General features: G+C 37.2%; 21 protein-coding genes. 12 read left to right on the top strand and 9 right to left on the bottom strand.

From position 1 onward, the window contains the following. Positions 1-329: 329 nt before the first annotated feature. Genes ALGA_RS04025 through ALGA_RS04010 form a run of 4 tightly spaced genes read right to left on the bottom strand, consistent with a single transcriptional unit; the run spans position 330 to position 4,626 of the window. Positions 330-2,033: an NADPH-dependent assimilatory sulfite reductase hemoprotein subunit gene (locus ALGA_RS04025; protein ID WP_096428110.1), complete on the bottom strand. Its 1,704-nt coding sequence runs from the start codon at positions 2,031-2,033 to the stop codon at positions 330-332. A 59-nt stretch (positions 2,034-2,092) separates the two neighbouring features. Then, on the bottom strand, positions 2,093-3,868 hold the full coding sequence (locus tag ALGA_RS04020; protein ID WP_096428109.1) for an assimilatory sulfite reductase (NADPH) flavoprotein subunit: 1,776 nt from the start codon (positions 3,866-3,868) through the stop codon (positions 2,093-2,095). A 33-nt stretch (positions 3,869-3,901) separates the two neighbouring features. Continuing rightward, a complete protein-coding gene (locus ALGA_RS04015) occupies positions 3,902-4,384 on the bottom strand; it encodes a precorrin-2 dehydrogenase/sirohydrochlorin ferrochelatase family protein (RefSeq protein ID WP_096428108.1) in 483 nt (160 codons plus the stop codon). 11 nt (positions 4,385-4,395) lie between these two features. After that, entirely contained in the window at positions 4,396-4,626 is a 231-nt protein-coding gene (locus ALGA_RS04010) for a DUF2061 domain-containing protein (RefSeq protein WP_096433394.1), read from the bottom strand. Positions 4,627-5,348: 722 nt separating this feature from the next. On the opposite strand from ALGA_RS04010, the gene ALGA_RS04005 reads away from it, so the two are divergent. The 5 genes from ALGA_RS04005 to ALGA_RS03985 all read left to right on the top strand — a co-directional run bounded on the left by ALGA_RS04005 (position 5,349) and on the right by ALGA_RS03985 (position 7,575). After that, positions 5,349-5,585 carry a hypothetical protein gene (locus ALGA_RS04005; protein WP_096428107.1) on the top strand — a complete coding sequence of 79 codons (237 nt, stop codon included), beginning with the start codon at positions 5,349-5,351 and terminating at the stop codon, positions 5,583-5,585. Between the two features lie 124 nt (positions 5,586-5,709). Then, the gene (locus ALGA_RS04000; RefSeq protein WP_096428106.1) at positions 5,710-5,964 is read left to right on the top strand and encodes a hypothetical protein; all 255 of its coding nucleotides are present in this window, start codon (positions 5,710-5,712) and stop codon (positions 5,962-5,964) included. Between the two features lie 76 nt (positions 5,965-6,040). Further along, entirely contained in the window at positions 6,041-6,229 is a 189-nt protein-coding gene (locus tag ALGA_RS03995) for a PspC domain-containing protein (protein ID WP_096428105.1), read from the top strand. A 306-nt stretch (positions 6,230-6,535) separates the two neighbouring features. Then, on the top strand, positions 6,536-6,916 hold the full coding sequence (locus ALGA_RS03990) for a pyrophosphohydrolase domain-containing protein (protein ID WP_096428104.1): 381 nt from the start codon (positions 6,536-6,538) through the stop codon (positions 6,914-6,916). A gap of 86 nt (positions 6,917-7,002) precedes the next feature. After that, on the top strand, positions 7,003-7,575 hold the full coding sequence (locus ALGA_RS03985) for a pentapeptide repeat-containing protein (protein ID WP_096428103.1): 573 nt from the start codon (positions 7,003-7,005) through the stop codon (positions 7,573-7,575). A gap of 68 nt (positions 7,576-7,643) precedes the next feature. Here the strand turns inward: ALGA_RS03985 and ALGA_RS03980 are convergent, their stop codons facing one another. The 3 genes from ALGA_RS03980 to ALGA_RS03970 all read right to left on the bottom strand — a co-directional run bounded on the left by ALGA_RS03980 (position 7,644) and on the right by ALGA_RS03970 (position 10,940). Continuing rightward, a complete protein-coding gene (locus ALGA_RS03980; protein WP_096428102.1) occupies positions 7,644-8,195 on the bottom strand; it encodes a carboxymuconolactone decarboxylase family protein in 552 nt (183 codons plus the stop codon). Between the two features lie 143 nt (positions 8,196-8,338). After that, the gene (locus ALGA_RS03975; RefSeq protein WP_096428101.1) at positions 8,339-9,178 is read right to left on the bottom strand and encodes a helix-turn-helix domain-containing protein; all 840 of its coding nucleotides are present in this window, start codon (positions 9,176-9,178) and stop codon (positions 8,339-8,341) included. Positions 9,179-9,269: 91 nt separating this feature from the next. After that, the gene (locus ALGA_RS03970) at positions 9,270-10,940 is read right to left on the bottom strand and encodes an alanine/glycine:cation symporter family protein (protein ID WP_096428100.1); all 1,671 of its coding nucleotides are present in this window, start codon (positions 10,938-10,940) and stop codon (positions 9,270-9,272) included. 253 nt (positions 10,941-11,193) lie between these two features. Here ALGA_RS03970 and ALGA_RS03965 point away from each other — a divergent pair, with 253 nt between their 5' ends. From ALGA_RS03965 to ALGA_RS22730, 4 genes are all read left to right on the top strand, one after another. Further along, positions 11,194-12,075: a M90 family metallopeptidase gene (locus ALGA_RS03965; RefSeq protein ID WP_096428099.1), complete on the top strand. Its 882-nt coding sequence runs from the start codon at positions 11,194-11,196 to the stop codon at positions 12,073-12,075. A gap of 58 nt (positions 12,076-12,133) precedes the next feature. Next, complete coding sequence (locus ALGA_RS03960) at positions 12,134-12,808, top strand: hypothetical protein (protein ID WP_096428098.1); 675 nt, start codon at positions 12,134-12,136, stop codon at positions 12,806-12,808. 122 nt (positions 12,809-12,930) lie between these two features. Beyond that, entirely contained in the window at positions 12,931-15,438 is a 2,508-nt protein-coding gene (locus tag ALGA_RS03955) for an endonuclease MutS2 (protein WP_096428097.1), read from the top strand. A gap of 198 nt (positions 15,439-15,636) precedes the next feature. Next, positions 15,637-15,840: a hypothetical protein gene (locus tag ALGA_RS22730; RefSeq protein WP_145957569.1), complete on the top strand. Its 204-nt coding sequence runs from the start codon at positions 15,637-15,639 to the stop codon at positions 15,838-15,840. A 159-nt stretch (positions 15,841-15,999) separates the two neighbouring features. Here ALGA_RS22730 and ALGA_RS03950 read toward each other — a convergent pair whose 3' ends face one another. After that, a complete protein-coding gene (locus ALGA_RS03950; protein WP_096428096.1) occupies positions 16,000-16,935 on the bottom strand; it encodes a lysyl endopeptidase in 936 nt (311 codons plus the stop codon). A gap of 164 nt (positions 16,936-17,099) precedes the next feature. Then, positions 17,100-18,278: a CD0519/CD1768 family membrane protein gene (locus ALGA_RS03945; protein WP_096428095.1), complete on the bottom strand. Its 1,179-nt coding sequence runs from the start codon at positions 18,276-18,278 to the stop codon at positions 17,100-17,102. Between the two features lie 243 nt (positions 18,279-18,521). Here ALGA_RS03945 and recQ point away from each other — a divergent pair, with 243 nt between their 5' ends. From recQ to ALGA_RS03930, 3 genes are all read left to right on the top strand, one after another. Further along, entirely contained in the window at positions 18,522-20,636 is a 2,115-nt protein-coding gene (gene recQ / locus ALGA_RS03940) for a DNA helicase RecQ (protein ID WP_096428094.1), read from the top strand. Between the two features lie 159 nt (positions 20,637-20,795). Continuing rightward, positions 20,796-22,913, top strand: a complete 2,118-nt coding sequence (locus tag ALGA_RS03935; protein WP_096428093.1) for a S9 family peptidase — start codon at positions 20,796-20,798, stop codon at positions 22,911-22,913. An 83-nt stretch (positions 22,914-22,996) separates the two neighbouring features. Further along, the gene (locus ALGA_RS03930; protein WP_096428092.1) at positions 22,997-23,764 is read left to right on the top strand and encodes a LytR/AlgR family response regulator transcription factor; all 768 of its coding nucleotides are present in this window, start codon (positions 22,997-22,999) and stop codon (positions 23,762-23,764) included. Positions 23,765-24,104 lie beyond the last annotated feature (340 nt).

Raw genomic sequence — 24,104 nt, 5'->3', positions numbered from 1 at the left:
ACAGCACAAAGGATCACTAAGATTTATGGCTCTCCTTTTTGTTTCTTTGTGAATAACCCGGCTGTTGTGACGATTAAATTGTTCTCTATTTTGACTTTTCTTACCCCTATCCCGAAAGCCTTCGGGACCCCTGAAGGGGATTTTTAGTCATTGCATAAATTAAAGAGAGTACCATTAAATTGTTGAAATAAAGAGATGTGTCTAAATTAATAGACTAAAACCAAGAGCTGTAAATCAAAGTCCCCTTTAGGGGTCCCGAAGGCTTTCGGGATAGGGGTTTCAAGACTTTTCGACTTTTTGACTTTCGACTTTCGACCTTCAAGACCTTCTTAATGCTTAAAATCCTTAGGATTCACTATTTCAGCAACGTATTGTTTACGGATCACGAAATCGCCAAATTCTTCTCCTTTGGTTCTGTTTTCAGAATAATCTTTCAAAATGGGTCGAAGATCTTTCAGAATCTCTTGCTCGTCCACATTTTCGCGATAGAGGTTATTCAAACGTGTTCCTTTAAAATCACCACCCAGATAGAAATTATATCTTCCCGGAGCTTTTCCGATGAATGCGATTTCTGCTACGTAAGGTCTTCCACATCCATTGGCACACCCAGTCATTCTAATTACAATTTCATCTTTAAACAAACCAAACTCTTGCAAGCCTTCTTCAATTTTATCGATTAATGAGGGAAGGTATCTTTCTGCTTCGGCAAAAGCCAAACTACATGTGTTTAGCGCAACACAGGCAATCGAGTTGGCTCTTATTCCCGAAATAGCCTGAGGTAAAAGGTGGTGCTTTTTCAGAATCTGATTGATTTTAGCCTTGTTCTCTTCCTCAATCTTCCCCAGAATCAGGTTTTGATTTCCTGTCAGGCGAAAATCAGAAATGTTTAGGCTTGCAATTTCCTGCAGGGCCGATTTTATTTTTACCTGATCAACATCTTTTACTCGTCCGCCTTCAATGAATAAGCCCAGATACCAAAGGCCATCTTTGGCTTTTTGCCATCCGAATTTATCGCCGTTGCGTACTAATGCATAGCTTCTTTCCGGCTCTAATGAATAACCAAGCTTCTCATTCAGGAGTTCCTTAAATGCATCAACTCCAATTCTGTCGATGGTGTATTTTAAACGGGCATTCTTTCTCACTTTTCGATTCCCCAGCTCCTTTTGCAAGAGCACCACTTTTTCCGCAACATCTACAGTGTTCTCAACCGAGATAAAACCCAGAACATTGCCTAAACGGGGATAAGTTTCAGCATCGCCAAAAGTGGTTCCCATTCCACCGCCTACCGCAATATTGAATCCTTCCAGCACACCATTGTTTTCAATGGCAATAAATCCCAAATCCTGAGTGAAAATATCCGTATCGTTAAAAGGGGGAGTGGTAAATCCAATTTTGAACTTTCGAGGCAAATAAACCGGTCCGTACAAAGGTTCTACTTCGCCGGCACTTCCTGCCGCCACCTTCTTTTGGTCGAGCCAGATTTCGTAATATGCCGGAGTTCTTGGCGTTAAATGATCGCTCACTTTACCCGCTAATTCCTGAACCTGATCGAAAACTTCCGATGCATACGGATGAGGACTGGCCATCACATTTCTGTTTACATCACCACAAGCGGCAATGGTATCGAGCAATGCCTTGTTTATGGATTGAATACTTGGCTTCAGGTCTCCCTTCAACACACCGTGAAACTGGAATGCCTGTTTGGTGGTTAATTTGATGGTACCATTGGCATATTCATCTGAAATTTGATCGATTTGCAGCCATTGCTTCGCGTTCACAACTCCACCTGGCACTCGCACCCGAATCAAAAAGGAATAATCGGGTTCCAGTTTGGTTTTTCTTCTTTCCCGTTCATTATCCCGATCGAATTGTTGGTAAATGCCATGAAACTTAGAGACCTGACGATCATCGAGGGCAATGGCTCCTGTAATTGGGTCAGCAAGACTGGCCTCCAATGTTCCGCGCAAATAGTTGCTCTCGCTTTTTATTTTTTCGACTTCGGACAATTCTGCCCAGTTGATATTATCTGACATAGTTGGTTTTGTTTAAAACCTGACAGCGTCGTAAGACCTGTCAGCGTTTGGATGATTTTTTAGTAGACATCAAGCAGGAACCGCTTTTCTCTTTTCAGATTCTTTAGATATTCCTCCGCTTTTTCAGGAGTTATTCCACCTTCGTTCTGAATGATTTCCAGCAAGCTTGTTTGCACATCTTTGGCCATGTGTTTTTTGTCTCCGCAGATGTAAAAATGAGCACCGTTTTCGAGCCATTGAAATACTTCTTTCCCATTTTCCTTCAGTCGATGCTGCACGTAGGTTTTTTCTTCCTGATCTCTTGAAAAGGCAACATCTAATTTCTGCAGAGTTCCTTTCTTGAGGAATCTTTGCCATTCAAGCTGATATAAAAAGTCTTTTTTGAGTCGTTGATTTCCAAAGAACAACCAGTTTTTCCCTTTTGCGCTATTTTGTTCCCGTTCTTGCAAAAAGCTTCGGTAAGGAGCCACTCCGGTTCCTGCACCCACCATTATTAGTGGTTTGCTTTCGTCATCCGGTAAACGGAAAGATTCATTTTTATCGATGTAAATGGGCAAATGGTCGCCTGCATTAATTTCATCGGTGATGTAAGAGGAACAAGCTCCGTTTCTGTCACGTTTTTTGCGATTGTATCGAACCGAGGCAATGGTAATGTGAACTTCTTCGGGGTTTGAACTCGGACCCGAGGAGATCGAGTAGAGGCGTGCATATAAAACCCGAAGAATAGATATAAATTGATCGCTGGTAATTTCTCCCGGGTAATCTTCCAATAAGTCATAGGCATCAGCTCCGTAAAGATATGCTTCCAATTCATCTTCATTATTCAGCAGCAATTCAAGATCCTTATTTTGAGTTATGGCCTTGTACTTTTCAAGAACTTCGCGGTTCAAAACGGTTAACTCCAGCTTGTTTTGTAAAGCCCGAAATAAACTGATTTCTTTCTCTCCAAGGGTAACAATTCGTTCCGGATCGTCTTCCAACTTGTCAATGAGCAAGTCTACCAAATCGATAGGATTGTTGGGAAGAATACCAATGCTGTCGCCCGCTTTATATTCTATGCCCGAATCTTCCAATGAGATTTCAACATGGTAGATTTCCTTTTCAGAATCGGAGGTGGTAATTCTCACTTTTTCCAATACTTCAGCATAGTATGGGTTTGATCGATTGAATTTCTTCTTTGTAATCGCAGTGCTGGCAGATAGGGTTGAAGCAGTAAGTTCGGGTACTAAGTTCTTCAATTCACCAATCACTTTTTCGATCCATTGTTCAGCGACTTCTTCGTAGGCAACATCACTGGTTTGAACAGGGATAATCGCTTTAGCTCCTAATTTGCTGAAAGTCTGGTCGAAATCAATGCCTGTCTGGCAATAATTCTTGTAGGTTTTGTCACCCAAAGCAAGTACAGCATATTTGGTGTCTGGCAGTTTTGGAGCTCTTGTGCCATGCACATACTCGTATAATTCTTCTGCCTGAATCGGAGCTTCACCTTCACCATGTGTACTTACGATCAGGAAAAGGTATTTTTCCTTTTTCAAATCATTTTTCTGGTAAAAGTCAAGGCCTTGTATCTTAGCATCGAAGCCCAGTGCCAAAATTTTATCGTGAAGATCCATGGCTATCTCCTTGCTATGTCCGCTATGTGTGCCAAATAAAATAGTGATGCTTTCAGAAGATTTTTGACTCGAAATTACCGGAACATCAACAGCATTCGGTTTTCCATTGATAATCCCTGATAGGTATCCATTTACCCAAACCAATTGCTCGGCAGATAAATTTTGAATCAGCTGATTTAGCTGAGATAATTGTTCTTGATTGATTTTAAATTCTTTTCCCATGTTCTTTCAGTTATAGAAAATATTAAGCCTTTGTTAGTTAGCAATTAGTTGTTTTTGAAGCTGGTAATTTTCGAAGTAATCTTTCAGTTGATTCCGAACACGAATCGATTCGTAAACATCTTCACCATTTGAACTTACAGCAACGCTAATGTTCGATTGTTTGTAAATAGCCGGAGAAACAAATTCACAAAAATCTGGTTGATCGTGAACATTTAGTAATACGCCGGCTTCTTTAGCATCTCTTATTAATTGTCTTACAAAAGCAGGGTCTTCAACACAGCTGTATATCAGGAAATAATCTTTTAGCACTTCCTTGCTGTATTGTTTCTCGTGATAAATCACACCTGCATTTTTAATCCAGTTAATGATTTTTGGAGCGATTACCTCGATTAAATTTGTGCTCCGTTGTAATATTTTAAGCTTTTTATAAGCATCTTCATCGCCTCCAATAATTAGTATTTTTTTATTGGTGATATCTAAGGCTATCGGTAAAAATTGTTTTTTCTGTTTCGACATGGTTGCTCTTTTTAAATGTGATAATCAATGGGATGTTTTTTCTCTCTTCCTAATTCGATCTTATTCCATGTTCGTTCATGAATAAAATAGAGGCCCATTTTTGTAAACAACTCAACTCCACCAATCGACATGGCCCATTTCATATCTCCAATCACTAAATAGGAGATTAAGATGGTATCAATTGTTCCAATCGTTCTCCACGAAATGGTTTTTAGTACACTTCGGTATGTTTTTTCCTTCATTTTAATCGACTTACAAGAATAAAAAAAGTCCTTCTGCGTTGCAGAAAGACTCGATATGTAATGTTCATTTAGGTACATAACGAATTCTGCTAGGGTGGATTCCATAACATACACATACAACAACATATTGCTACATTGATTCTGTTCTTTGTATGATTTGAATTTATTTTCATCCTTGTGCGAAAAAAATATTCTTGATATGATTAAGTCTGTCGTTGAGATCATTTTGTCGAATAAAAAAAAAGCCTTTTTGCTGTTGCAAAAAGGCTCTTGAGAATATTCTAATATCTAATTCATCAATTTAAGCTCATCCTTTTTGCATAACAAAACTGTCCATACACATACAACATGTTGTACACATACACAAAGACATTTTGTTATTTTGAAGAAATTTGCTCATTGCTAAATAAGGATATAATGATCTGTTTATCGATGACAAGTTTAGGCAGATATTTTGACTAATCCAACAAATAGAGAATAAAAAAGACTCGCGTGTCTTTTTCTTATTTAGAATAAACGTTTGCGAGGGGGATTGATAAATGAGCGTAAGTGTTTTTTTATGAGTGTATTGTGTTTTTGTTTTGGGCGAGTGTTATTTTAATGTTGTTTTTTGACAAGAATATATTTTAAAGATTCAAAGGAAAACTTACTGTAATTTTAAGGATAGCTTAATAAGCAAAGCACAGTTTTGTTTTAAACTTGACGTATCAAATTATTCGATTATGGCAAAGAAAAACAGAATTGTTAGTTTTAATAAAATGGAACCAGAGCTATTGAATCTGGTTCGAAAAACATTCCCTCTTGGGTACGAAGAGATGGTTAAATTATTCAATTTAGGAGTTGGAAGGAGTTTTTACGCTTTCGATTTGATAACAGAAGAGTGTAATTATCTAATTAAAGTAGATGTGGATGTTGATTTCCCAGTGATTGGGAATGATGATGAAGCAACTAAGGATTAGGATTCTGATTGATAGTAAGCTTGCTTAAAAAGTGGAAAAATAGTAATCGTAAATAGTTAAGTCTATTTTGTTGCTTGGAACTCAATCTCTTCCTATATTTGCACTGTAATTTAAAATTAAAGTTATGCTCCCAAAGTTTTTATTAGCAGACAATTCACAAGAGTTACCTGATACTCTTTTTATCATCCACACACGTTCTCCAAAGTGTATTGTAGAATGTGATGTTGAGGATTTCAACTCAAATCAAACTATTCATTGGTTAGAAAAAACGCCTGAAGATCAAAATCTGATCGAAGATTTGATGGATGAGGCTGAAACCTTCTTTAATGATGAGTTAGAAAATCAGGAAGATCTTTACGACGAAGAGTTTGACGATTAATTTTGAATAATTATTTTGCCGTGTAAAATTTAAGCGAAGTGAGCTTAGATTGAATTGTAACAATAAAAAGCACCTTATGACAAAGAGAATGAAACGATCATCAGATAAGATGATTGCAGGCGTATGTGCAGGTATTGCCGAGTATTTTGGATGGGACGTTAGTCTTGTTCGGATTGCTTTTGTACTACTCTCACTATTTAGTGTCGTATTTCCAGGTCTGGTGGTTTATGTTATTCTTTGGTTCATAATGCCTGATAATAATTAGAAAGTTTATTGATAGTATATATTTAGGGGAAGAGCAATAGCTTTTCCCTTTTTTTATGGTGTAAATCCATGCCATTTATTGAGGATTACCGCAGGTAATTTACAGTGTTTCATAACAGTCGGTAAAGAAGATGTTTATCATGATTTGCGCTTTCTTTTCTTCTGTTTTTGCAACAGGAGTGAGACTAAAGATGAGGATAAAAGGATTTTTATAATGGTCTTTTTTTACTGATTCTCGACAATTATAAAAGAATTGGTGATATTTACACTTTCAAGCCGATTTAATGAAAAATTGAATAAATAGAGTATGACAGCATTAGAAAAGGTGAATGAATTTCACAAAGCATTTGGGGTAAATATTGAAAAAGCACCAACCATTCCTGCAAAAGAAAGATGTGAATTAAGGCAAAATATTATTCAGGAAGAAGTGGATGAGTTGAAGGCTGCGTGGGAATCGGGTAATTTAGTTGAGGTTGCTGATGCTTTGGCAGATATTCATTATGTAATTATGGGAACTGTATTGGAATTTGGTTTGCAAGATAAATACCCTGAGATTTTTAGCGAAGTTCATCGAAGTAATATGAGCAAGCTGGATGAGCATGGGAAACCGATTTATCGGGAAGATGGAAAGGTGATTAAATCGGATTTATACAGCAAGCCAGAGATTGAGAAGATCATCAATCACTAAAAATGGCCCTACAGATTTGAAAAGAACCAAAGGTTTTCGTGCAGGAGAACTGGATATGGAACCAACAAGTAAAAAGAAGAAGAAAGATGCCAAAAGTATATATAGAGGATCAGGTTTTTGAAAAGAAGGATTATTCAAAGGAGAATTTGCCAAAGGGAGAATATGAGAATTGTCGTTTTGTGAATTGCTCATTTGCGAATAGTGATTTGTCGGAGGATCTATTTTTAGAATGTGAATTTGAACAATGCGATTTAAGTCTGGCCAAATTAAATTACACAGCTCTCCGCGATGTGGTTTTTAAAAGCTGTAAAATGGTAGGGGTTGGTTTTCAGGATTGCAATCAATTATTGTTATCAGTTCAGTTTGAAGATTGCCAGTTGAAATTGGCTTCTTTTTACAAATTAAAACTAAAAGCGACTCAATTTGTCAACTGCAATTTACAAGAGGTAGATTTTACAGAAGCTGATCTTAGAGGATCGACAATGGATAATTGCGATTTGAGCAGAGCTGTTTTTGAGTATACAAATATTGAAAAATCAGACTTACGAAGTTCCTTTAATTACTTGATCAATCCTGAAGTCAATAAAATTAAAAAGGCAAAATTTTCATTGCATGGTGTGGCTGGTTTATTAACTCAGTTCGATATTGAGATAGAATAAATAACAAAGGCTGTTTCAAACTAATGAAGCAGCCTTTGTGAAAGTATAATAATTAACCCATAAATATATTAAGCGGCTTTTTGACTTAAAACTTTCGCTTTAGGAAAATCCACCGGAACCTTTGTTAGGTTATGCGCATAATTGGTAAATGTAATTTCTACAACTACTGCCAGAAAGTCGATCAATGCTTTTTCGTCAAAACCAGCTTCAAAAAAGTTTTCTTTTGTTATATCGCTTGCATTGCCTCTATTTTGAGCAACATCGGCAGCCAAATTACTGAGTGCTCGTAAGCGAATGTCGGTAATACTACCATCTCTTAACTGAATTGTTTCTTCTTCGGTAAATCCGTTCATTTTTGCAATTGCGGTGTGAGCGGCTAAACAGTATTCACATCTGTTTACTTCCGATACTGAAAGTTTGATCGCTTCAAGTTCTTTGCTCGAAAAACTTCCTTTACCTGCTTTACTTGAATAGGCTAAATAAGTTTCTAGTGTGTCGCTTGAATAGGCAATGGTTGCATAAAGATTAGGAACCATTCCCATTTGACTTTTTACTTGACCTAAAATCTGTTGCCCTTTTGCATCTAACTGTTCTATTGTTGGTACTGTAATTGTTCTCATCTTCTTTAATTTTATAATGATTTATAATTTGATCTGTTAACTGTTATTGGTCTTGTGATCTAATGACACTGCAAAGATGGAGTATAAAAAAGCGGGGAAGAATGGCTATTCTTCCCCGCGACATGACGATTTTTCCTTTTGGTTTATAAAATTGATGTTTTTTTGAATTCGGTTGGATTTTTTCCAGCTATATTTTTAAATAAACGACTGAAATGCGCGGCATCATCAAATCCTAATTCGAAGGCTATTTCTTTGGCACTCTTGTCGGTATATAAAAATAAGCGCTTAGCCTCAAGAACAATCCTTTCCTGAATTACTTGCAAAGGATTCTTGTCATTGTATTCTCCGAATAGGTTCGACAAGGTTTTAGGAGACTTATTTAATAGATCTGCATAATCCGAAACTTTGTGTATGTTTTTGAAGTGCATTTCAACTAAAACATTAAACTTGCGAATCATATCAAGCTTATCTTGGTTTATCTCAGGGTTTTTAAGAATTTTTCGTGCTAGTCGAGTACTTTTAATTAAAAATCGTTTGAGTAATACTTGAAGCATTTCTCCTTGAATCTGATCATTGTTGTCAAATTCTTCCCTCATAACCTGATAGAGTAGATCAAAACTAACTTGCTCACTTCGATCCAAACTAACAATGGGCACATCCGATGATCCAAAGAATAAATACCCATAACAGGAGACTTCCTGATCGTGTTGCTGAATGCAATAAAACTCCCGGTTAAAAACCAGACTAATAATTTCAGTAGGTGTATTTTTAAGCTCAAGCTTATTTAATGGAGTCAAAAAAATGATCTGATTTTCTTTAAGTTTATAGTCTATCCCATCAACTGTAACACTGGCTTCTCCTTTTTGCAACCATAGTATCCTGTAGTATTTATCCTTTTCAAATAGGAATTTTTTACTCGTGCTTGTATTATTCGCAATTGAAAATAGAGCATTATCACGATCGTTTATATATGTATCATTCATTTGGCACTTCAGTTTTTATTGGCTGATTCTTATTGTGGAAAATACAAAAAAAAGAGACTCACTTGAGTCTCTTTAAGAAATATTAGATGATTTAAATCTCACCGGGATATTCTTTGTTGAAATCATCAAGGTATTTATTCATGGTTCCCTTCATGTCTTTTCTAAGGAGTAAAATACCAATTAAGTTAGGAAGTGTCATAAGAACAATGGTGATTCCTGAAATGGTCCATATAATTGTTGTATCGGCAAAAGATGCAATAAAAAATCCAATGCAATAAATAATTCGATAGGGTAGAACTCCTTTTGTGCCAAATAAATAGGTTACCGATCGATCGCCATAGTATGCCCAAGCAATAGCGGTTGAAAATGCAAACAGAAGTAGCCCTAAGGACACAATCCATCGTCCCCATTCACCTAGAAAACTGTGGGTAAATGCTTCAGCAGTTAGTGGTGCCGAATGCATGAGAGAATTGCCATAGAAGTAGGTGTCATTTTCGTTGAGGTGCTTGCCATTTTCAATGGGAACACTTCCATTGTATAATTCGTTCTCGTTATTATATACAAGAATATCTTCGGCTATGGAGCGAGAATTGATTATGGATACAAGATTTTGAATGACTCCATTCACAACGGTCAAGTTTCCAGAGAATAGAGGCAGTTGTTCTTTTTCTACTAAAAAATTAGCGAGTTTAACTTGATCTTCTGGAAGAGTATCGTCATACTGATCGGCCAAAATGGTCATATCGGAAGTTTGAAATTGATTGGGTAGTTTTTCGGTCCAGACTCCCGAAGAGAGAATCACCAATCCAGTGAGTGTACAAATTATAATGGTATCAATGAAGGGACCTAGAATGGCAACCATTCCCTCTGCAATAGGTTCTTCGGTGCGAGCGGCAGCATGAGCGATAGGAGCAGATCCTTGTCCAGCTTCATTACTAAACAAGCCACGGTTTACCCCTCGGTTAAAAGCGTAGGAGAATCCCGCGCCTAGAAAACCTCCTGTTGCAGCAGTTCCGGTAAATACATTCGAAAATACAGAAAGGAAGGATGGAATAATATTTTCGTAGTTGTAAAAAATTACTGACAAGGCACCAATAACGTAGATGATGGCCATGCTAGGAACTAGCTTATCTGTTACTTTTACAATTCTTTTGATTCCACCAAGAATCACGAAGGCTAGCAGTATGGCTAGTACAGCTCCGGTAAGCATTTTGTTGAATCCAAAAGTAGAGAATAGTGAGTTGGAAATAGAATTCATTTGTGGAAGACTTCCGGTTCCAAAAGAGGAAACAATGGTCATAGCCGCAAAGAAACCAGCTAACCATTTCATGTTCAATTTGTTTTTCATGTAATACATCGGTCCTCCGGATATAAATCCTTCTTCGTCAGTTTCGCGATATTTATGCGAGAGAGAAACCTCAACAAATTTTGTGGTCATCCCTAAAAAGGCAGTCACCAACATCCAAAATAAAGCTGCTGGTCCACCCAAAAAAATGGCAAAAGCAACACCAGCAATATTTCCTGTTCCTACTGTTCCTGATAAAGCGGCGGTTAGTGCTTGAAAATGGGAAGCATCTCCTTTTTTGTCGGGTTTGTCATATTTTCCGCTTACTACTTTTATGGCATGTTTAAAAAAGCGGATTTGTGGAAATTTTAAGTAAAAGGTAAAGAAGATTCCGGTTCCTAAGAGTAAAAGAGTGAACCATAAGCTTCCTCCTAAGTAGATTTCAATTCCGGCTAAAAAGTCGTTTAATCTGTGCATAAAAAATAGGGGGTTAGTAATTTAGGGGTTAATAGATTTATTTAAAACCTTCCTAAGATAAAGGATAATTTTGAATTGTCTAAAGTATTGGATGAACTAATTGAAACTGGGTATTACTCTATAGGCAGAATTTAGAACATCTCCGTATAATCATAATTTATTGAAATAACCACCAACATAAGAATTGTATTTATTACATTTGGGCTATGTCGGGATTATAGGAGTTTTCTCGTCATCATTAGAATATTAGATTATGGATGTGATTATTATAATAGCTGTTGCCGCAATACTTATTTGGTATTTATTGCACAGAAAGAAGAAAAATAATTGGCGTACTCCTTCAAGAGTGTTTTCTAAAGAATGGAGACTGATTTTGGAAAATAAAGTTGTGTTTTATAATGCGCTTTCTGCGGAAGAGAAAAGCAGATTCGAATTCAAAATTCAGGAGTTTTTATTGAATTGCAGGGTAACGGGAATTAATGTAGATGTTGATGTTACCGACGAGATATTGGTTGCTGCTAGTGCAATTATTCCCATTTTCGCATTTCCGGAGTGGAAATACACCAACCTTTCTGAAGTGCTTCTCTATCCGGGTAGTTTCAATGATAAATTTGAAACAACTGGATCAGATACCAATATTTTGGGGATGGTTGGAACCGGATATATGGAAGGGAAAATGATATTGTCGAAACCGGCTCTTCATCATGGTTTTGTAAACGAATCCGATAAGAAAAATACTGCCATTCATGAGTTTGTGCATTTAATTGATAAAATGGATGGAGCTGTTGATGGACTTCCTTCCATTTTGTTAGAGAGGCAATATGCTATTCCTTGGATAGATTTGATTAATAAGAAGATCGAGGAAATCTACGAAGATAAGTCTGATATTAATCCATATGGAGGAACTAATAAAGCTGAATTCTTTTCCGTTGCCAGTGAGTATTTCTTCGAAAGACCAAAATTATTTGCCAGAACTCATCCTGAATTGTACAAATTAATGAGTGAGGTGTTTAATCAAGACATGCAGGTTCGTGATATGAAGAAAATGAACCAACTACTTGGGCGGAATAGTCCATGCCCTTGTGGCAGTGGCGTAAAATTTAAGAAGTGTTGTGGTAAACCGCATTACAACTAAATAGTAAAAAGAGTTTGCCGAAAATGGTAGGAGTCGGCGAAATAATCAAAAGAATAATATGAAACTAACAATACCATCTCTCTTATTACTAGTTGCTCTTCAGTTTACTACGAAAGCACAAGTTTACGACGTTTCTCTTGCTGATAGCAATAAGGCAATAGAATTATACAATCTTGCAATTGAGAATAACAAGAATAGTAGGGTGAGTGAAGCATTTGAACAATTTGCGGAAGCGATTTCGGTAGACTCAACTTTTCGCAAGCCTTATCTGCAATTATATACCGTCTCAATGTCGGATTCTAGTTTTGTGGATCAATCCATAAACATTCTTCAAAAATCAAAGAAAATATTTCAGCAAGATGATGAGATATGTTACTATTTGGGCGAAATGTATAAGGCTAAAGGAGAAGTGAAGAGAGCAATGGCAGAGTATAGTATGGCAATTGCTTACAGTAAAATGAATGGTGAAGATTTTTCCTTGGTTCCTCATTATTATTTGAACCGAGCTAATATTTGCCTGGCAAAAAACATGATTAGTACTGCAGTTTTGGATTATACCTACGCACTTAATTTAAAGCCGGATTATAGCATTGCATTTGCAAATAGAGGAATCTGTTTCTTTAAAATGGGCGAAACAGAAGCCGCGTGTAAAGATTGGCAGAAAGCTTTCGATATGGGAATTGTTCAGGTTGAGGAGTATTTAGAGGAGAATTGCAGAGAGAAATTGAATTGATAATTTTTAAAATCAATGATATTAAAAAGAGGAATAGCACAAGTGTGTTGTTCCTTTCCTTTTGTGCATCCAAGTCTTTTACTAATTTTGCAGAATAAATAATTAAGATTGTAGAGCAGCGCGTGATATATCCAGAAAATTTTGAAACAAAAATACGGTTCGATAAAGTAAGAGAACTGGTTAAAAAGCAATGTTTAAGTTCATTGGGACGTGATTTGGTCGATGCCATTCAGTTTACCAATTCATTTAGCATGGTGAATCGTTTGGTGAATGAAACCAACGAGTTTAAAACCATTTGTTTAGATGAGGATAATTTCCCTTTGGGTTATTTTATTGATGTTCGTAAAAGTCTTGAAAAAGCAAGAATTGAAGGAACTTATCTGGAATTGGAGGAGCTTTACAATCTAAAAAGATCGCTGGAATCTATTTCGGCCATCCTTCGCTTTTTTCAGGGCAAAGAAGAAAAAGAATATCCGTATCTGAAAAAACTGACAGGGAATGTGAAAATGTATCCTTTCATATTCGATCGGATTAATTCGATTATAACAAAAAATGGTAAAATAAAAGACAATGCATCGCCAGCCTTGCAAAAGATTAGAAGTAGTTTGATTCAAAAGCAATCGACCATTTCGAAGCGAATGCAGGTTTTGTTGCGCAATGCACAGAAAGAAGGTTGGGTCGATCAGGATGTTGTCCTTTCTATTCGCGATGGGAGAACTGTTATTCCTATTCCATCGGCTCACAAACGAAAAGTAAATGGAATTGTTCACGATGAATCGGCAACAGGAAAAACCAGTTATATCGAGCCATCGGAAATTGTGGAAACAAACAATGAAATTCGTGAATTGGAGTATGCTGAGCGCCGTGAGATTATTAAAATACTGCAGGAATTTACAGCACAACTGCGCCCCTATATCGATGATCTTTTTAGAGCATTTGAGTTTTTGGCAAAAATGGATTTTATTCATGCCAAGGCCATGTTTGCGATACAGGTAAATGGGGTGTTGCCTAAAATGGTGAAAACGCCAACCGCTCTTTGGGAGAATGCGATTCATCCATTGCTTTATCTTACGCTTCAAAATGAAGCTCGAAAGGTGGTTCCTCTAAGTATTGAGATTAACGACGAGCAAAGAATGGTTTTAATTTCCGGGCCAAATGCTGGAGGTAAATCAGTTTGTCTTCAGAGTTTGGGATTGCTGCAATATATGTTTCAGTGTGGATTGTTGGTTTCCATGGATGAGGAATCGAATGTAGGGATTTTTGATAATATTTTCATGGATATGGGCGATGAGCAATCCATTGAAAATGACTTGAGTACCTACAGTTCTCATTTGATGAATATGAAGCATTTTTTGCGTCATGCCAATACCGATACAATGATTTTGATTGATGAATTTGGTACGGGTACCGAACCTGCTTTGGGTGGAGCCATTGCCGAAGCCATATTGGATAAGCTGAATCGAAAGAAGGTAAGAGGCGTAATCACCACTCACTATTCAGGATTAAAGCACTTTGCATCAGAGGCTGATGGAATTGAAAATGGAGCCATGTTGTACGATTCGCACCAGATGCAACCTTTGTTTCAATTGTTGGTTGGTAAGCCAGGATCATCTTTTGCATTCGAAATTGCTCGTAAAATCGGTTTGCCCGAAGAGATATTAAAAGATGCAACGGAAAAGATTGGTGAAGATCATATCAATTTCGATAAACACTTGCGTGATATTGTTCGCGATAAGAGGTATTGGGAGAATAAACGGGATAACATCCGAAAAAGTGATAAGAAACTAAATACTCTTGTAGAGCAATACGATAAAGAGCTGAAAGAAGCCAGCAAGCTTCGAAAGGAAATTATTGTGAAAGCGAAAGAAGAAGCTGCTCAATTACTAAATAGCGCGAACAAATCAATAGAAAAAACCATTCGCGAAATCAAGGAGAGCAAGGCTGAAAAGGGACGTACCCGCGAAATTCGTAAAGAATTTGAACAGGTTAAGGTTCAACTAACCCAAGGAGAACTGAAAGAGGAGGAGAGAATTGAAAAGAAGATTCAGAAGTTAAAAGATCGGGAGAAAAATCCGAAAATAAAGAAGGAAACAGGCGATGAATCCACAACATCGGTTGCAACAAAAACAATAGCGAAAGAAAAAGTTCAGTTTAATCCTGATGTGATTGAAAAAGGTGATTTTGTAAAGTTGGATAATCAATCAACAGTAGGAGAGGTGATTGAAGTGAATAGCAAAACGGCCGTAGTTGCTTTTGGAAGTATTCTTACTTCGGTTAAGGCGAATCGCTTGACGAAAGTGAGCCGGTCACAGATTAAAAAAGATGAGAAAACCTACAACAGAACTTCGTCCTTAATTCAGGAAAAAATTTCGACACGAAAATTGAGTTTTAAGGCCGATTTAGATGTGCGAGGCATGCGTGGCGAAGAGGCATTGCAGGTGGTAATCGATCATATTGATGATATCATCATGTTGGATGTTCGTGAATTTAGAATTTTACACGGAACAGGAGGCGGAATTCTTCGCCAAATGATTCGCGAATATTTGCAAACGGTAGATTTGGTAGAACACTTTCGTGATGAAAAGCTACAGATGGGAGGCGCAGGAATCACCGTGGTCACCATGGAGTAAGCTTCTCGCAAGTCTTTAAGCCCTATTATTTCTTGTCGTTTGCTGTCCTGCAAAGCTGCGAGCCTGCAAATTTCTATTTGGATGATTTCCTGCATAAGTGTTAGCCCCCAATTAAAATGACGGAATGATCCCTGCAAATCTGTGATCCTTGTTCCTGTCTGGAAATTGTTCTCTCGCAAGCGTGTTTACCTGTAGATTGTGCATAGTTTGGTAGCATGCAGCGATGAAGTACCTCAAACAACTAGTCGTGTTGCCAACTGCACGTGTGCAGGGGCACAAGCGAATAGTGCCGGTGAGGCTATTACTAATGCAAGGGGTGTTCGTTCTGTCGCTGGCAAGGCTTTTAATACATGTATTATCATGTCTTTTGAGTTTTGCGGTCATTCCAGTCAGGTGGTATGATAGAAAATTCTTAGTCAAATAAGCCTTTCACCATTGTTAGAGGCCAAAATAAAAACAATTTAGGAGTAAGCAGATTCGCAAGAATGTTAATTAATAGGCTTTTATTAAGATTGCAAAATGCGATAGTAAACTTCGGAAAAGGAATTCCAAATAAAGAATTTACTGAAGACCTTTATTTATGGCTCGTGCATAAGAACTGCTTGTTCCGTAGGCCGCACATTTCTGAATGTCGTCGTACAACCAGATAAAACCACCTGAAATATTCCCTGCATCAGTTTCGATTTTACTTTCAATTTCCGAAGGACTATCCCCATTCACGCAGTTGTTCCCGTTTCGGCACCATAAACCCATCGAAACTTTCAAGTCTCCAAAATGTTGATTCCAGATGGCAGGTTTGTTCGAATAGCCACCAGCATAGCATTGCAGATAAACACGATCAATAGATTCTGGTTTTTGGGCGTTTACTTGTTCGTAAACCAATTTCCAATAGTTAATCTGATCAAATGGACAAAGGCTGATTTTGTAGCCCATATGAGCGAGCATCAAACTAAACTGAACGGTTGAAGCAACATCATAAGTTACTTCATCGTCAAAATTAATAGCTGTTGCACCAGTTATCTCCATCAATTTTTGAAACGATTGATAGAGTTTGCTTTCCTTCCCTGATCCTTCAGTTTCGATCATGTTTTTTATGTTTTCCCACGATTGAGCACCCCAGGCACCTACTCCAATTTCAATGCGATCAACCGATGTTGGAGTTTCCAGTAATGAGCTTAATCGATTGGTCCACGACGGGTCACCAATGTATTCCCCATTCGAATCGATTACTTTCTGATCGTTAAAATTCATGCTGCCATCTTCCCCCACATGTATTGTCCATAAGATTACTGTCGAAAATCCAGACGATTTTAAATCAACGATTACTTCATCTCCACCAGAGTAGAAAGGGCCACCACCAAAAATTGCCGAGTATTTATTGGCTGGAGGATTTGTAGGTTTTTGATTGGAAGGATCTGTATTCTCGGAGTTATTCTCTGAGCAGGATATGGAAACAATAAAAAGGAGGAAAAATGCAAGAGACTTAAAAGATGTCATTAAGTTAATTTTAGTGTGAATAATATCTAAATGTATAAAGAGAGACTTAACACATCAGTTAATTTTATATTAATAGCGGGAATTCAAGTGTTAATCGAGCATATTTACTAAAAGGAAATGCCATCTGCAGGAGATGGCATTCAAAGTAGAGGTGTGAAATATATTTATTGTAATAGACTTACAAGGACATAAAGGTAATGGGCAAATGTACCCGCAAAAATCCCTCCAATTGTGTGTGAAAGCAAGGCTTTTGATGTTAATTCACGGTAGTTAAGAGTATCGAGCATTGCGGTGTGAGTACTTAAATAACCACTCCAGCACATCCCCATTGAGGTAAATACAGCAATAACATTACCATCTATAATTCCTTTGGCAATAAATGCTTTAACTAAAGATAATGCGGCACCAACAGCGCCCAAGGATGTTACAGGGAATGCAATTAATTCAGGATGCTTAAATCCGAATAATCCTTCGAACAACCACCAGATGTGTCCGGCCAGTTCAGGCAGTAAGGGCACGCCTTCGTAGGCAATTCCCTGATAGCCCAAAGCCGCATCTTTAGGGCCGAAGGTTAGCATCATTACCATGGTCGAAATAATAAGTACGCCGGGAATAATAGATAAGCCTAAATCAACACCCGATTTTCCTCCATCCAAAATAGAGTTCAAAAATCGAAGAAATACGCCACCTTCCGATTTGAAACTGATTATTTCAGTAGCTCCCTCGTAATCATCATCTTTTTTAATAGCAATGTGACCTTTTATTAATCGTTGCATTAATCGTGTCGAAACAATAGCACCTACCAAAGCTCCAACGAGGCCAATTAGTGCAGGTATGAGCAAATTTTCTTCATTTCCCGGTATTCTAAGAGTTGACATGAAAGTGATTACGATTAACCCCATGCCGAAAGCAGTCCCGAAATTGGTCAAGGAAACAAGTTGATAATTTTTAAAATATTTACTGAAATTTTTATCATTAGCCAAACTGATAATGGCAGGATTGTCTGATAGGAAAGTTAAAAGTCCGGCTAGAGCTGCAACGCCTGGAAGATTAAACAGGGGTCTCATTAAAGGAGCAAGAATTTTCTCCAGTAAGCGAACCACTCCAAATTCAATCAGTAATTTTCCTAAAGCTCCTGAAAGTACAGTGATCCCCATAATATAGAATACGGTGTTCATCAGTAGATCCCATGCCGTATTCATAATGGTATTTAGCATGTTGGCGACTCCCATGTAGTGACCAACATAGCCGAAAATTCCAAAGAAGGTAAGAAGAAACATTACGGCTTCATACCTTCGTTTCTTAAGGAAATCAGTCTCCTTAATCGACTTAATTGCGTTCATATCTTTTACTTGTGTGTTTGTTGTTTGTGTTTCGCAGTAAAAGTAAATTTTTGGCCATTTAATGGCCTGTTTTTGTGTATGATCTTTATCAGGTTTTAGATTTTATTAATATGTTATAAAAAACACTTTTGAGAATATTTTTTTCAATATGTTATTGATGAATTGAGACCTGTTGTGTTGATAAAATCTTTTTTGTGCTATGCACAATTGTATTAGCTTTGTTGTCCCTTTTAAAATTGATCCATGACAACAGCCAAGCGCGCATTAAAAAAATATTTTGGATATGACCATTTCCGGCCTTTGCAGGAAGAGGTTATCAAATCCGTACTTCAGGGTGAAGATGCCTTGGTTATTATGCCTACGGGTGGCGGTAAATCCATATGTTATCAAATACCAGCATTAATAATGGATGGCGTAACTGTGGTTGTTTCACCACTGATTGCCCTCATGAAAGATCAGGTGGAAGGTTTGCATGCCAATGGTGTGGATGCGGCTTTTTTGAACAGCTCGCAGTCTTCCCAGCAACAGGCTGATGTCATGGAGAGAATCAACGAAGGAAAGTTAAAGCTTCTGTATGTTTCTCCTGAGAAATTAGTTAGTCACGATTTTTATTACCTGCTTTTACAGCTAAAGGTGAATTTATTTGCCATTGATGAGGCACATTGTATCTCTGTTTGGGGACACGATTTTAGACCGGAGTATGCAAAAATGGCTTATTTGAAAAAGCAATTTCCTCATGTTCCTGTAATTGCTTTAACCGCTACGGCGGATAATTTAACACAGAAAGATATTGTTAATCAATTGGGTCTTGCAGATCCTAAGAAATTCAATTCTTCATTCGACCGACCCAATTTAAGCTTGAACGTGGCTCCCGGTAAGGATAAATTTAAAACCATTCTTGGTTTTCTGCGTCAACGGCCACATCAGGCAGGAATTATTTATTGCTTAAGCAGAAAGGCGACCGAGGGTTTAGCCGAAAAACTTAGGAATGCAGGAGTGAATGCCTCCTATTATCATGCGGGTTTGCCAACCGAAGAAAGAGCCCGGCGACAAGAAGATTTTATTAATGATGAAGTGCCAATAATATGCGCTACCATTGCTTTTGGAATGGGAATAGACAAGTCGAATGTGCGTTGGGTAATCCATTACAATCTTCCGCGAAACATAGAGTCTTACTATCAGGAGATTGGTCGTGCCGGCCGAGATGGATTAAAGGCCGATACACTTTTGTTTTATAGTTTCTCAGATGTAATTGTTCATCGTAGATTTATTGAGCAGTCAGCACAAAAAGAGGTTGCACATGCCAAATTGGAACGAATCCAGCAATTTTGTGATGCTCAAATATGCCGGAGAAAGATTTTACTAAATTATTTTGGTGAACATTTGGAAGAAAATTGCAACAATTGTGACGTATGTAAAAAGCCACCTCGTCTATTCGATGGAACCATAATCGCCCAAAAGGCATTTTCGGCAATTGTTCGATTGAAAGAAAAGGTTGCATCGGGAACATTAATTGATGTCATTCGGGGCTCTTCCCGTCAGGAAATTTTAAGCCGAGGATATAATAAAATCAAAACCTATGGGGTCGGAAAAGATATTGCCTATCAGGATTGGCAACAATACATGTTGCAGCTTTTAAACTTAGGTTACATTTCTGTTGCCTATGATGATGGAAATGCGCTGAAGTTGACCGAGCAGGGGAGAGAAGTGCTTTTTGGGGAAAGACTTGTGAATTTGGTTCGTTTGGCTACCATGAAGTCCGATCCTGAAATAAAGCCAATTTTAAAGACAGGCAAGCAGGAGGCAAGAGAGGGATTATTCGAAGCATTGCGAAAATTACGTTTGCAGATAGCCCGTGAAGAGAATATTCCTCCATATTTGGTATTCTCCGATGCTAGTCTATTAGAAATGGCTCAGGAAGAACCTGCTAGTGAGTTCGAATTCAAAATGATATCGGGCGTGGGTGTTCGGAAGTATCAATTGTATGGCGATTTGTTTATTAATGAGATTGTAGTGTTTAGTCAGAATAAGAATAAGGAAGCCAAAAAGAGTGGTGAATCTTTTTATCAGACTTATGAATATTACAAGCAAGGTTTCTCTGTGGAAGAAATTGCAAGTATTCGAAAAATCAATCCAGTTACCATATATTCTCATTTGGCTTCTTTGTATGAAAAGGGCGCTGATATTGATTTGACAGAGTATTTGAATCCTTCAGAATTTGAACTGATTGAAAATGCTTACCGTTCTTTAAATGAGACTGATAATGTTAAGGATCTCTATATGTTCATGAAAGAAGAAATAGAATATTATAAAATTCGTCTTGGCATCTCCTATCTAAAAGTGCTTTCATCCAGTTAATAGTAGTCTTAATCGTTCAAATATCCTTCGCATCGAAATTTTGCTGTTTAACTATTTATTTTTCTTAGATTAGTTGTTGATTTTTAACAAACACGATTTTTTTATTATCAATAGAATTTAATTGTTTGTGAATCTTACACCTTTAAATAGCTTACTAATATGAAATTTAAATTGTTTTTCAGCATTGCTGTAATTGCAGCTTTAGCAATGTCTTGCGGTCCAAAAGTAAAAACGCCGGAACCACCCATTGCACAAAAAATAGCAAAAGAACTTACTGTTCACGGAGATACTCGAATCGATAATTATTATTGGATGAATCAGAGGGAAGATTCAGCTGTAATTAATTATCTGAATGCAGAAAACAGCTACACCGATGCAATGATGAAGCATACCGAAGCATTTCAAACAAAGCTGTTTGATGAAATGATTGCCCGTATTAAAAAAACAGATGAATCTGTTCCTGCTAAATCCAATGGATTTTATTATTACAGCAGGACTGAAGGAGATGCTGAATATCCTTTGTATTGTCGCAAAGAAGGATCATTAGAAGTCAATGAGCAAATTATGCTCAACGTTCCCGAAATGGCGAAAGGATTTAGTTTTTTTAGTATTGGAGATTATTCTGTTAGTGAAAGCAACAAAATTCTGGCCTATTCAGAAGATACTGTAAGTCGCAGAAAATATACAATCAAATTTAAAAGTTTGGTTGACGACAAGGTATATGCTGATGAGATTGGAAATACAACAGGAGGTATTACTTGGGCAAGTGATAATAAAACTGTTTTCTACACCGTTAAGCATCCCGAAACTTTACTGCCATATAAAGTGTTCAAACACGTTTTGGGTACAGCTGTTGATCAGGATGAACTGGTTTATGAAGAGAAGGACAATACTTTTTATACATCCTGCTTCAAAACAAAATCGAGGAAATATATTGTAATTGGTTCAACCAGTACCTTATCTTCTGAATACAGGTATATCGATGCTAATTCGCCTAACAGTGAATTCAAAATGTTTCAGGCTCGCGAGAAAGATCTAGAGTATGGAATTGATCATTATAAAGGAGATTTTTACATCAGAACTAATTATCAGGCAAAAAACTTTCGTTTGATGAAGACTCCGATAGCCAAAACAGCTAAAGAGAATTGGATTGAAGTGATTCAGAATCGTGACGATGTATATTTAAGCAATTTTGAAATATTTGAAAACTACCTCGTTGTAGAAGAAAGAAAGAATGGCTTAAATCAGTTGCGAATTAGAAATTGGGCGGATAATAAGGAACACTATCTCGATTTTGGCGAAGAAACCTACACTGCCTGGATTTCAACAAATCCTGAATTTGAGACCAAGGTTCTTCGTTATGGGTATACTTCATTAACCACACCATCTTCCACTATTGATTACGACATGAGCACCAAAGTGAAGACGGTAATGAAACAGCAGGAAGTTATTGGTGATTTCGATAAGTCTAACTATGAAGCCAAGCGAATCTGGGCCACGGCCGAGGATGGAACCAAGGTACCTGTTTCACTGGTTTATCGTAAGGATAAATTCAAAAAAGGAACAAATCCTCTTTGGTTATCGGCTTATGGTTCATATGGTAGCAGTTCCGATGTGTATTTTAGCTCAGTTCGATTAAGTTTGTTGGATCGCGGTTTTGTTGTTGCGACAGCACATGTTCGTGGAGGACAAGAAATGGGACGCTATTGGTATGAGGATGGCAAGCTATTAAAGAAGAAAAATACGTTTACTGATTTTAACGCTTGTGCGGAGCACATGGTAGCAGAAGGCTATGCTGCAAAAGATAAAGTTTTTGCTTGGGGAGGAAGTGCCGGAGGGCTACTGATGGGTGCAATTAGTAATATGCGACCAGATCTTTACAAAGGCATTATTGCCGCAGTTCCTTTTGTTGACGTGGTAACAACAATGCTTGATGAATCAATACCCTTAACTACCGGTGAGTTTGATGAGTGGGGTAATCCAAAAGAGAAGGAGTATTACGATTACATGCTTTCTTATTCTCCTTACGATAATGTGGAAGCTAAAGAATATCCTGCTATGTTAGTTACAACAGGTTTGCACGACTCTCAGGTTCAATATTGGGAGCCTGCAAAATGGGTGGCTAAATTACGCGATATGAAAACAGATCATAATCCTTTGCTGATGAAAATTAATATGGATTTTGGTCACGGTGGAGCTTCCGGGCGATTTGAACGTTATCACGAAGTTGCATTAGAATACGCCTTTGTTCTTGATCTTGTTGGAATTAACAAATAGTTAGACATAAATATAAAAAAAAGCACTCCAATTGCAGTGCTTTTTTTTATATTTATGATCCATTTTAAAGTATATAAATACAAATGATAAAAGCTCTGATTATTGACGATGAGTTAAAAAGCCAATCAACTCTAAATAAGTTGCTGGAAATGTATTGTCCGGAAGTAGAGGTGATTGGTTTTGCACATAATGTTGAAACAGGAATAGAAGCAATTGATAGTTTAAAGCCAGATTTGGTTTTTTTAGATATTTCGATGCCCGACGGGGATGGCTTTGAAGTCTTGGAAAGAGTCAAAGATCGTGATTTTGAAGTGGTTTTCACAACCGCTTTTAATGATTATGCAATTAAGGCTTTTCAGTTTGCCGCTTTGCATTATTTGTTAAAGCCTATTAATTATATTGAATTACAGAGTGCTGTAAAACGTTGTAAGCAAAATCATCAAGATGTTGATTTAAATGAAAAGATAAAGATCTTGTGCGACAGTTTAAGTAATCATCATCAGAAAATTATTCTCCCTACATCAAATGGTCTCCGCATTATAGAATTAAACCAGATTCTTCGTTGCGAAGCCGATGGTAGTTACACCAATTTTTATTTGAGTGATAATACTGTATTGATGGTTTCCAAAGTATTGTCAAATTTTGAGGAGTTATTGCCCGAAGAAATATTCTGTAGAGTTCACAACAAGCATTTGGTCAACCTAAATTACATTAGTCAGTACATAAAAGGGCGTGGGGGACGTATTATTTTAAGCTCAGGAAAAGAGGTTGAGGTTTCAGAAAGTAAGAAAAAAGATTTTCTGAAAAGACTCAAGTATCTTGCTCATTCATTAAACACGGTAAAGAAATAGTATAGACTAATTTTGGGAATCAGATTATAAAGGGAAGCTTATTAAGTTTTCCTTTTTTTTATTATTAGGAAAAATGAACATAAGGCATTAGGTTGAGCTTTAAAGCTTATTAAATCATCCATAATAAATTGAAACATAAGGTATTTAGATCTTTCGCAGATTGTTTTTGTTTTGTTAAAGTGTGTTTTGTTGGTATCTGTATTGTGTTTGAAAACTACGCAGTTATGTGCTTAAACAACTTGGTTGTGATGTTTGGCAACGTATATACATAATAGTGGTAGGTGGTTTCGTTTATAAGTATTAAATTCGCGGTGAATAAAATATATTGGTGTTGCAAAAG

Source organism: Labilibaculum antarcticum (assembly GCF_002356295.1).
Taxonomy (GTDB): domain Bacteria; phylum Bacteroidota; class Bacteroidia; order Bacteroidales; family Marinifilaceae; genus Labilibaculum; species Labilibaculum antarcticum.
This window is presented reverse-complemented; position numbering and strand designations above follow the sequence as displayed.

Coding starts and splice junctions, on each gene's coding strand:
- ALGA_RS04025 (WP_096428110.1), bottom strand. CDS start 2,033: ATGTCAGATAATATCAACTGGGCAGAATTGTCCGAAGTCGAAAAAATA.
- ALGA_RS04020 (WP_096428109.1), bottom strand. CDS start 3,868: ATGGGAAAAGAATTTAAAATCAATCAAGAACAATTATCTCAGCTAAAT.
- ALGA_RS04015 (WP_096428108.1), bottom strand. CDS start 4,384: ATGTCGAAACAGAAAAAACAATTTTTACCGATAGCCTTAGATATCACC.
- ALGA_RS04010 (WP_096433394.1), bottom strand. CDS start 4,626: ATGAAGGAAAAAACATACCGAAGTGTACTAAAAACCATTTCGTGGAGA.
- ALGA_RS04005 (WP_096428107.1), top strand. CDS start 5,349: ATGGCAAAGAAAAACAGAATTGTTAGTTTTAATAAAATGGAACCAGAG.
- ALGA_RS04000 (WP_096428106.1), top strand. CDS start 5,710: ATGCTCCCAAAGTTTTTATTAGCAGACAATTCACAAGAGTTACCTGAT.
- ALGA_RS03995 (WP_096428105.1), top strand. CDS start 6,041: ATGACAAAGAGAATGAAACGATCATCAGATAAGATGATTGCAGGCGTA.
- ALGA_RS03990 (WP_096428104.1), top strand. CDS start 6,536: ATGACAGCATTAGAAAAGGTGAATGAATTTCACAAAGCATTTGGGGTA.
- ALGA_RS03985 (WP_096428103.1), top strand. CDS start 7,003: ATGCCAAAAGTATATATAGAGGATCAGGTTTTTGAAAAGAAGGATTAT.
- ALGA_RS03980 (WP_096428102.1), bottom strand. CDS start 8,195: ATGAGAACAATTACAGTACCAACAATAGAACAGTTAGATGCAAAAGGG.
- ALGA_RS03975 (WP_096428101.1), bottom strand. CDS start 9,178: ATGAATGATACATATATAAACGATCGTGATAATGCTCTATTTTCAATT.
- ALGA_RS03970 (WP_096428100.1), bottom strand. CDS start 10,940: ATGCACAGATTAAACGACTTTTTAGCCGGAATTGAAATCTACTTAGGA.
- ALGA_RS03965 (WP_096428099.1), top strand. CDS start 11,194: ATGGATGTGATTATTATAATAGCTGTTGCCGCAATACTTATTTGGTAT.
- ALGA_RS03960 (WP_096428098.1), top strand. CDS start 12,134: ATGAAACTAACAATACCATCTCTCTTATTACTAGTTGCTCTTCAGTTT.
- ALGA_RS03950 (WP_096428096.1), bottom strand. CDS start 16,935: ATGACATCTTTTAAGTCTCTTGCATTTTTCCTCCTTTTTATTGTTTCC.
- ALGA_RS03945 (WP_096428095.1), bottom strand. CDS start 18,278: ATGAACGCAATTAAGTCGATTAAGGAGACTGATTTCCTTAAGAAACGA.
- recQ (WP_096428094.1), top strand. CDS start 18,522: ATGACAACAGCCAAGCGCGCATTAAAAAAATATTTTGGATATGACCAT.
- ALGA_RS03935 (WP_096428093.1), top strand. CDS start 20,796: ATGAAATTTAAATTGTTTTTCAGCATTGCTGTAATTGCAGCTTTAGCA.
- ALGA_RS03930 (WP_096428092.1), top strand. CDS start 22,997: ATGATAAAAGCTCTGATTATTGACGATGAGTTAAAAAGCCAATCAACT.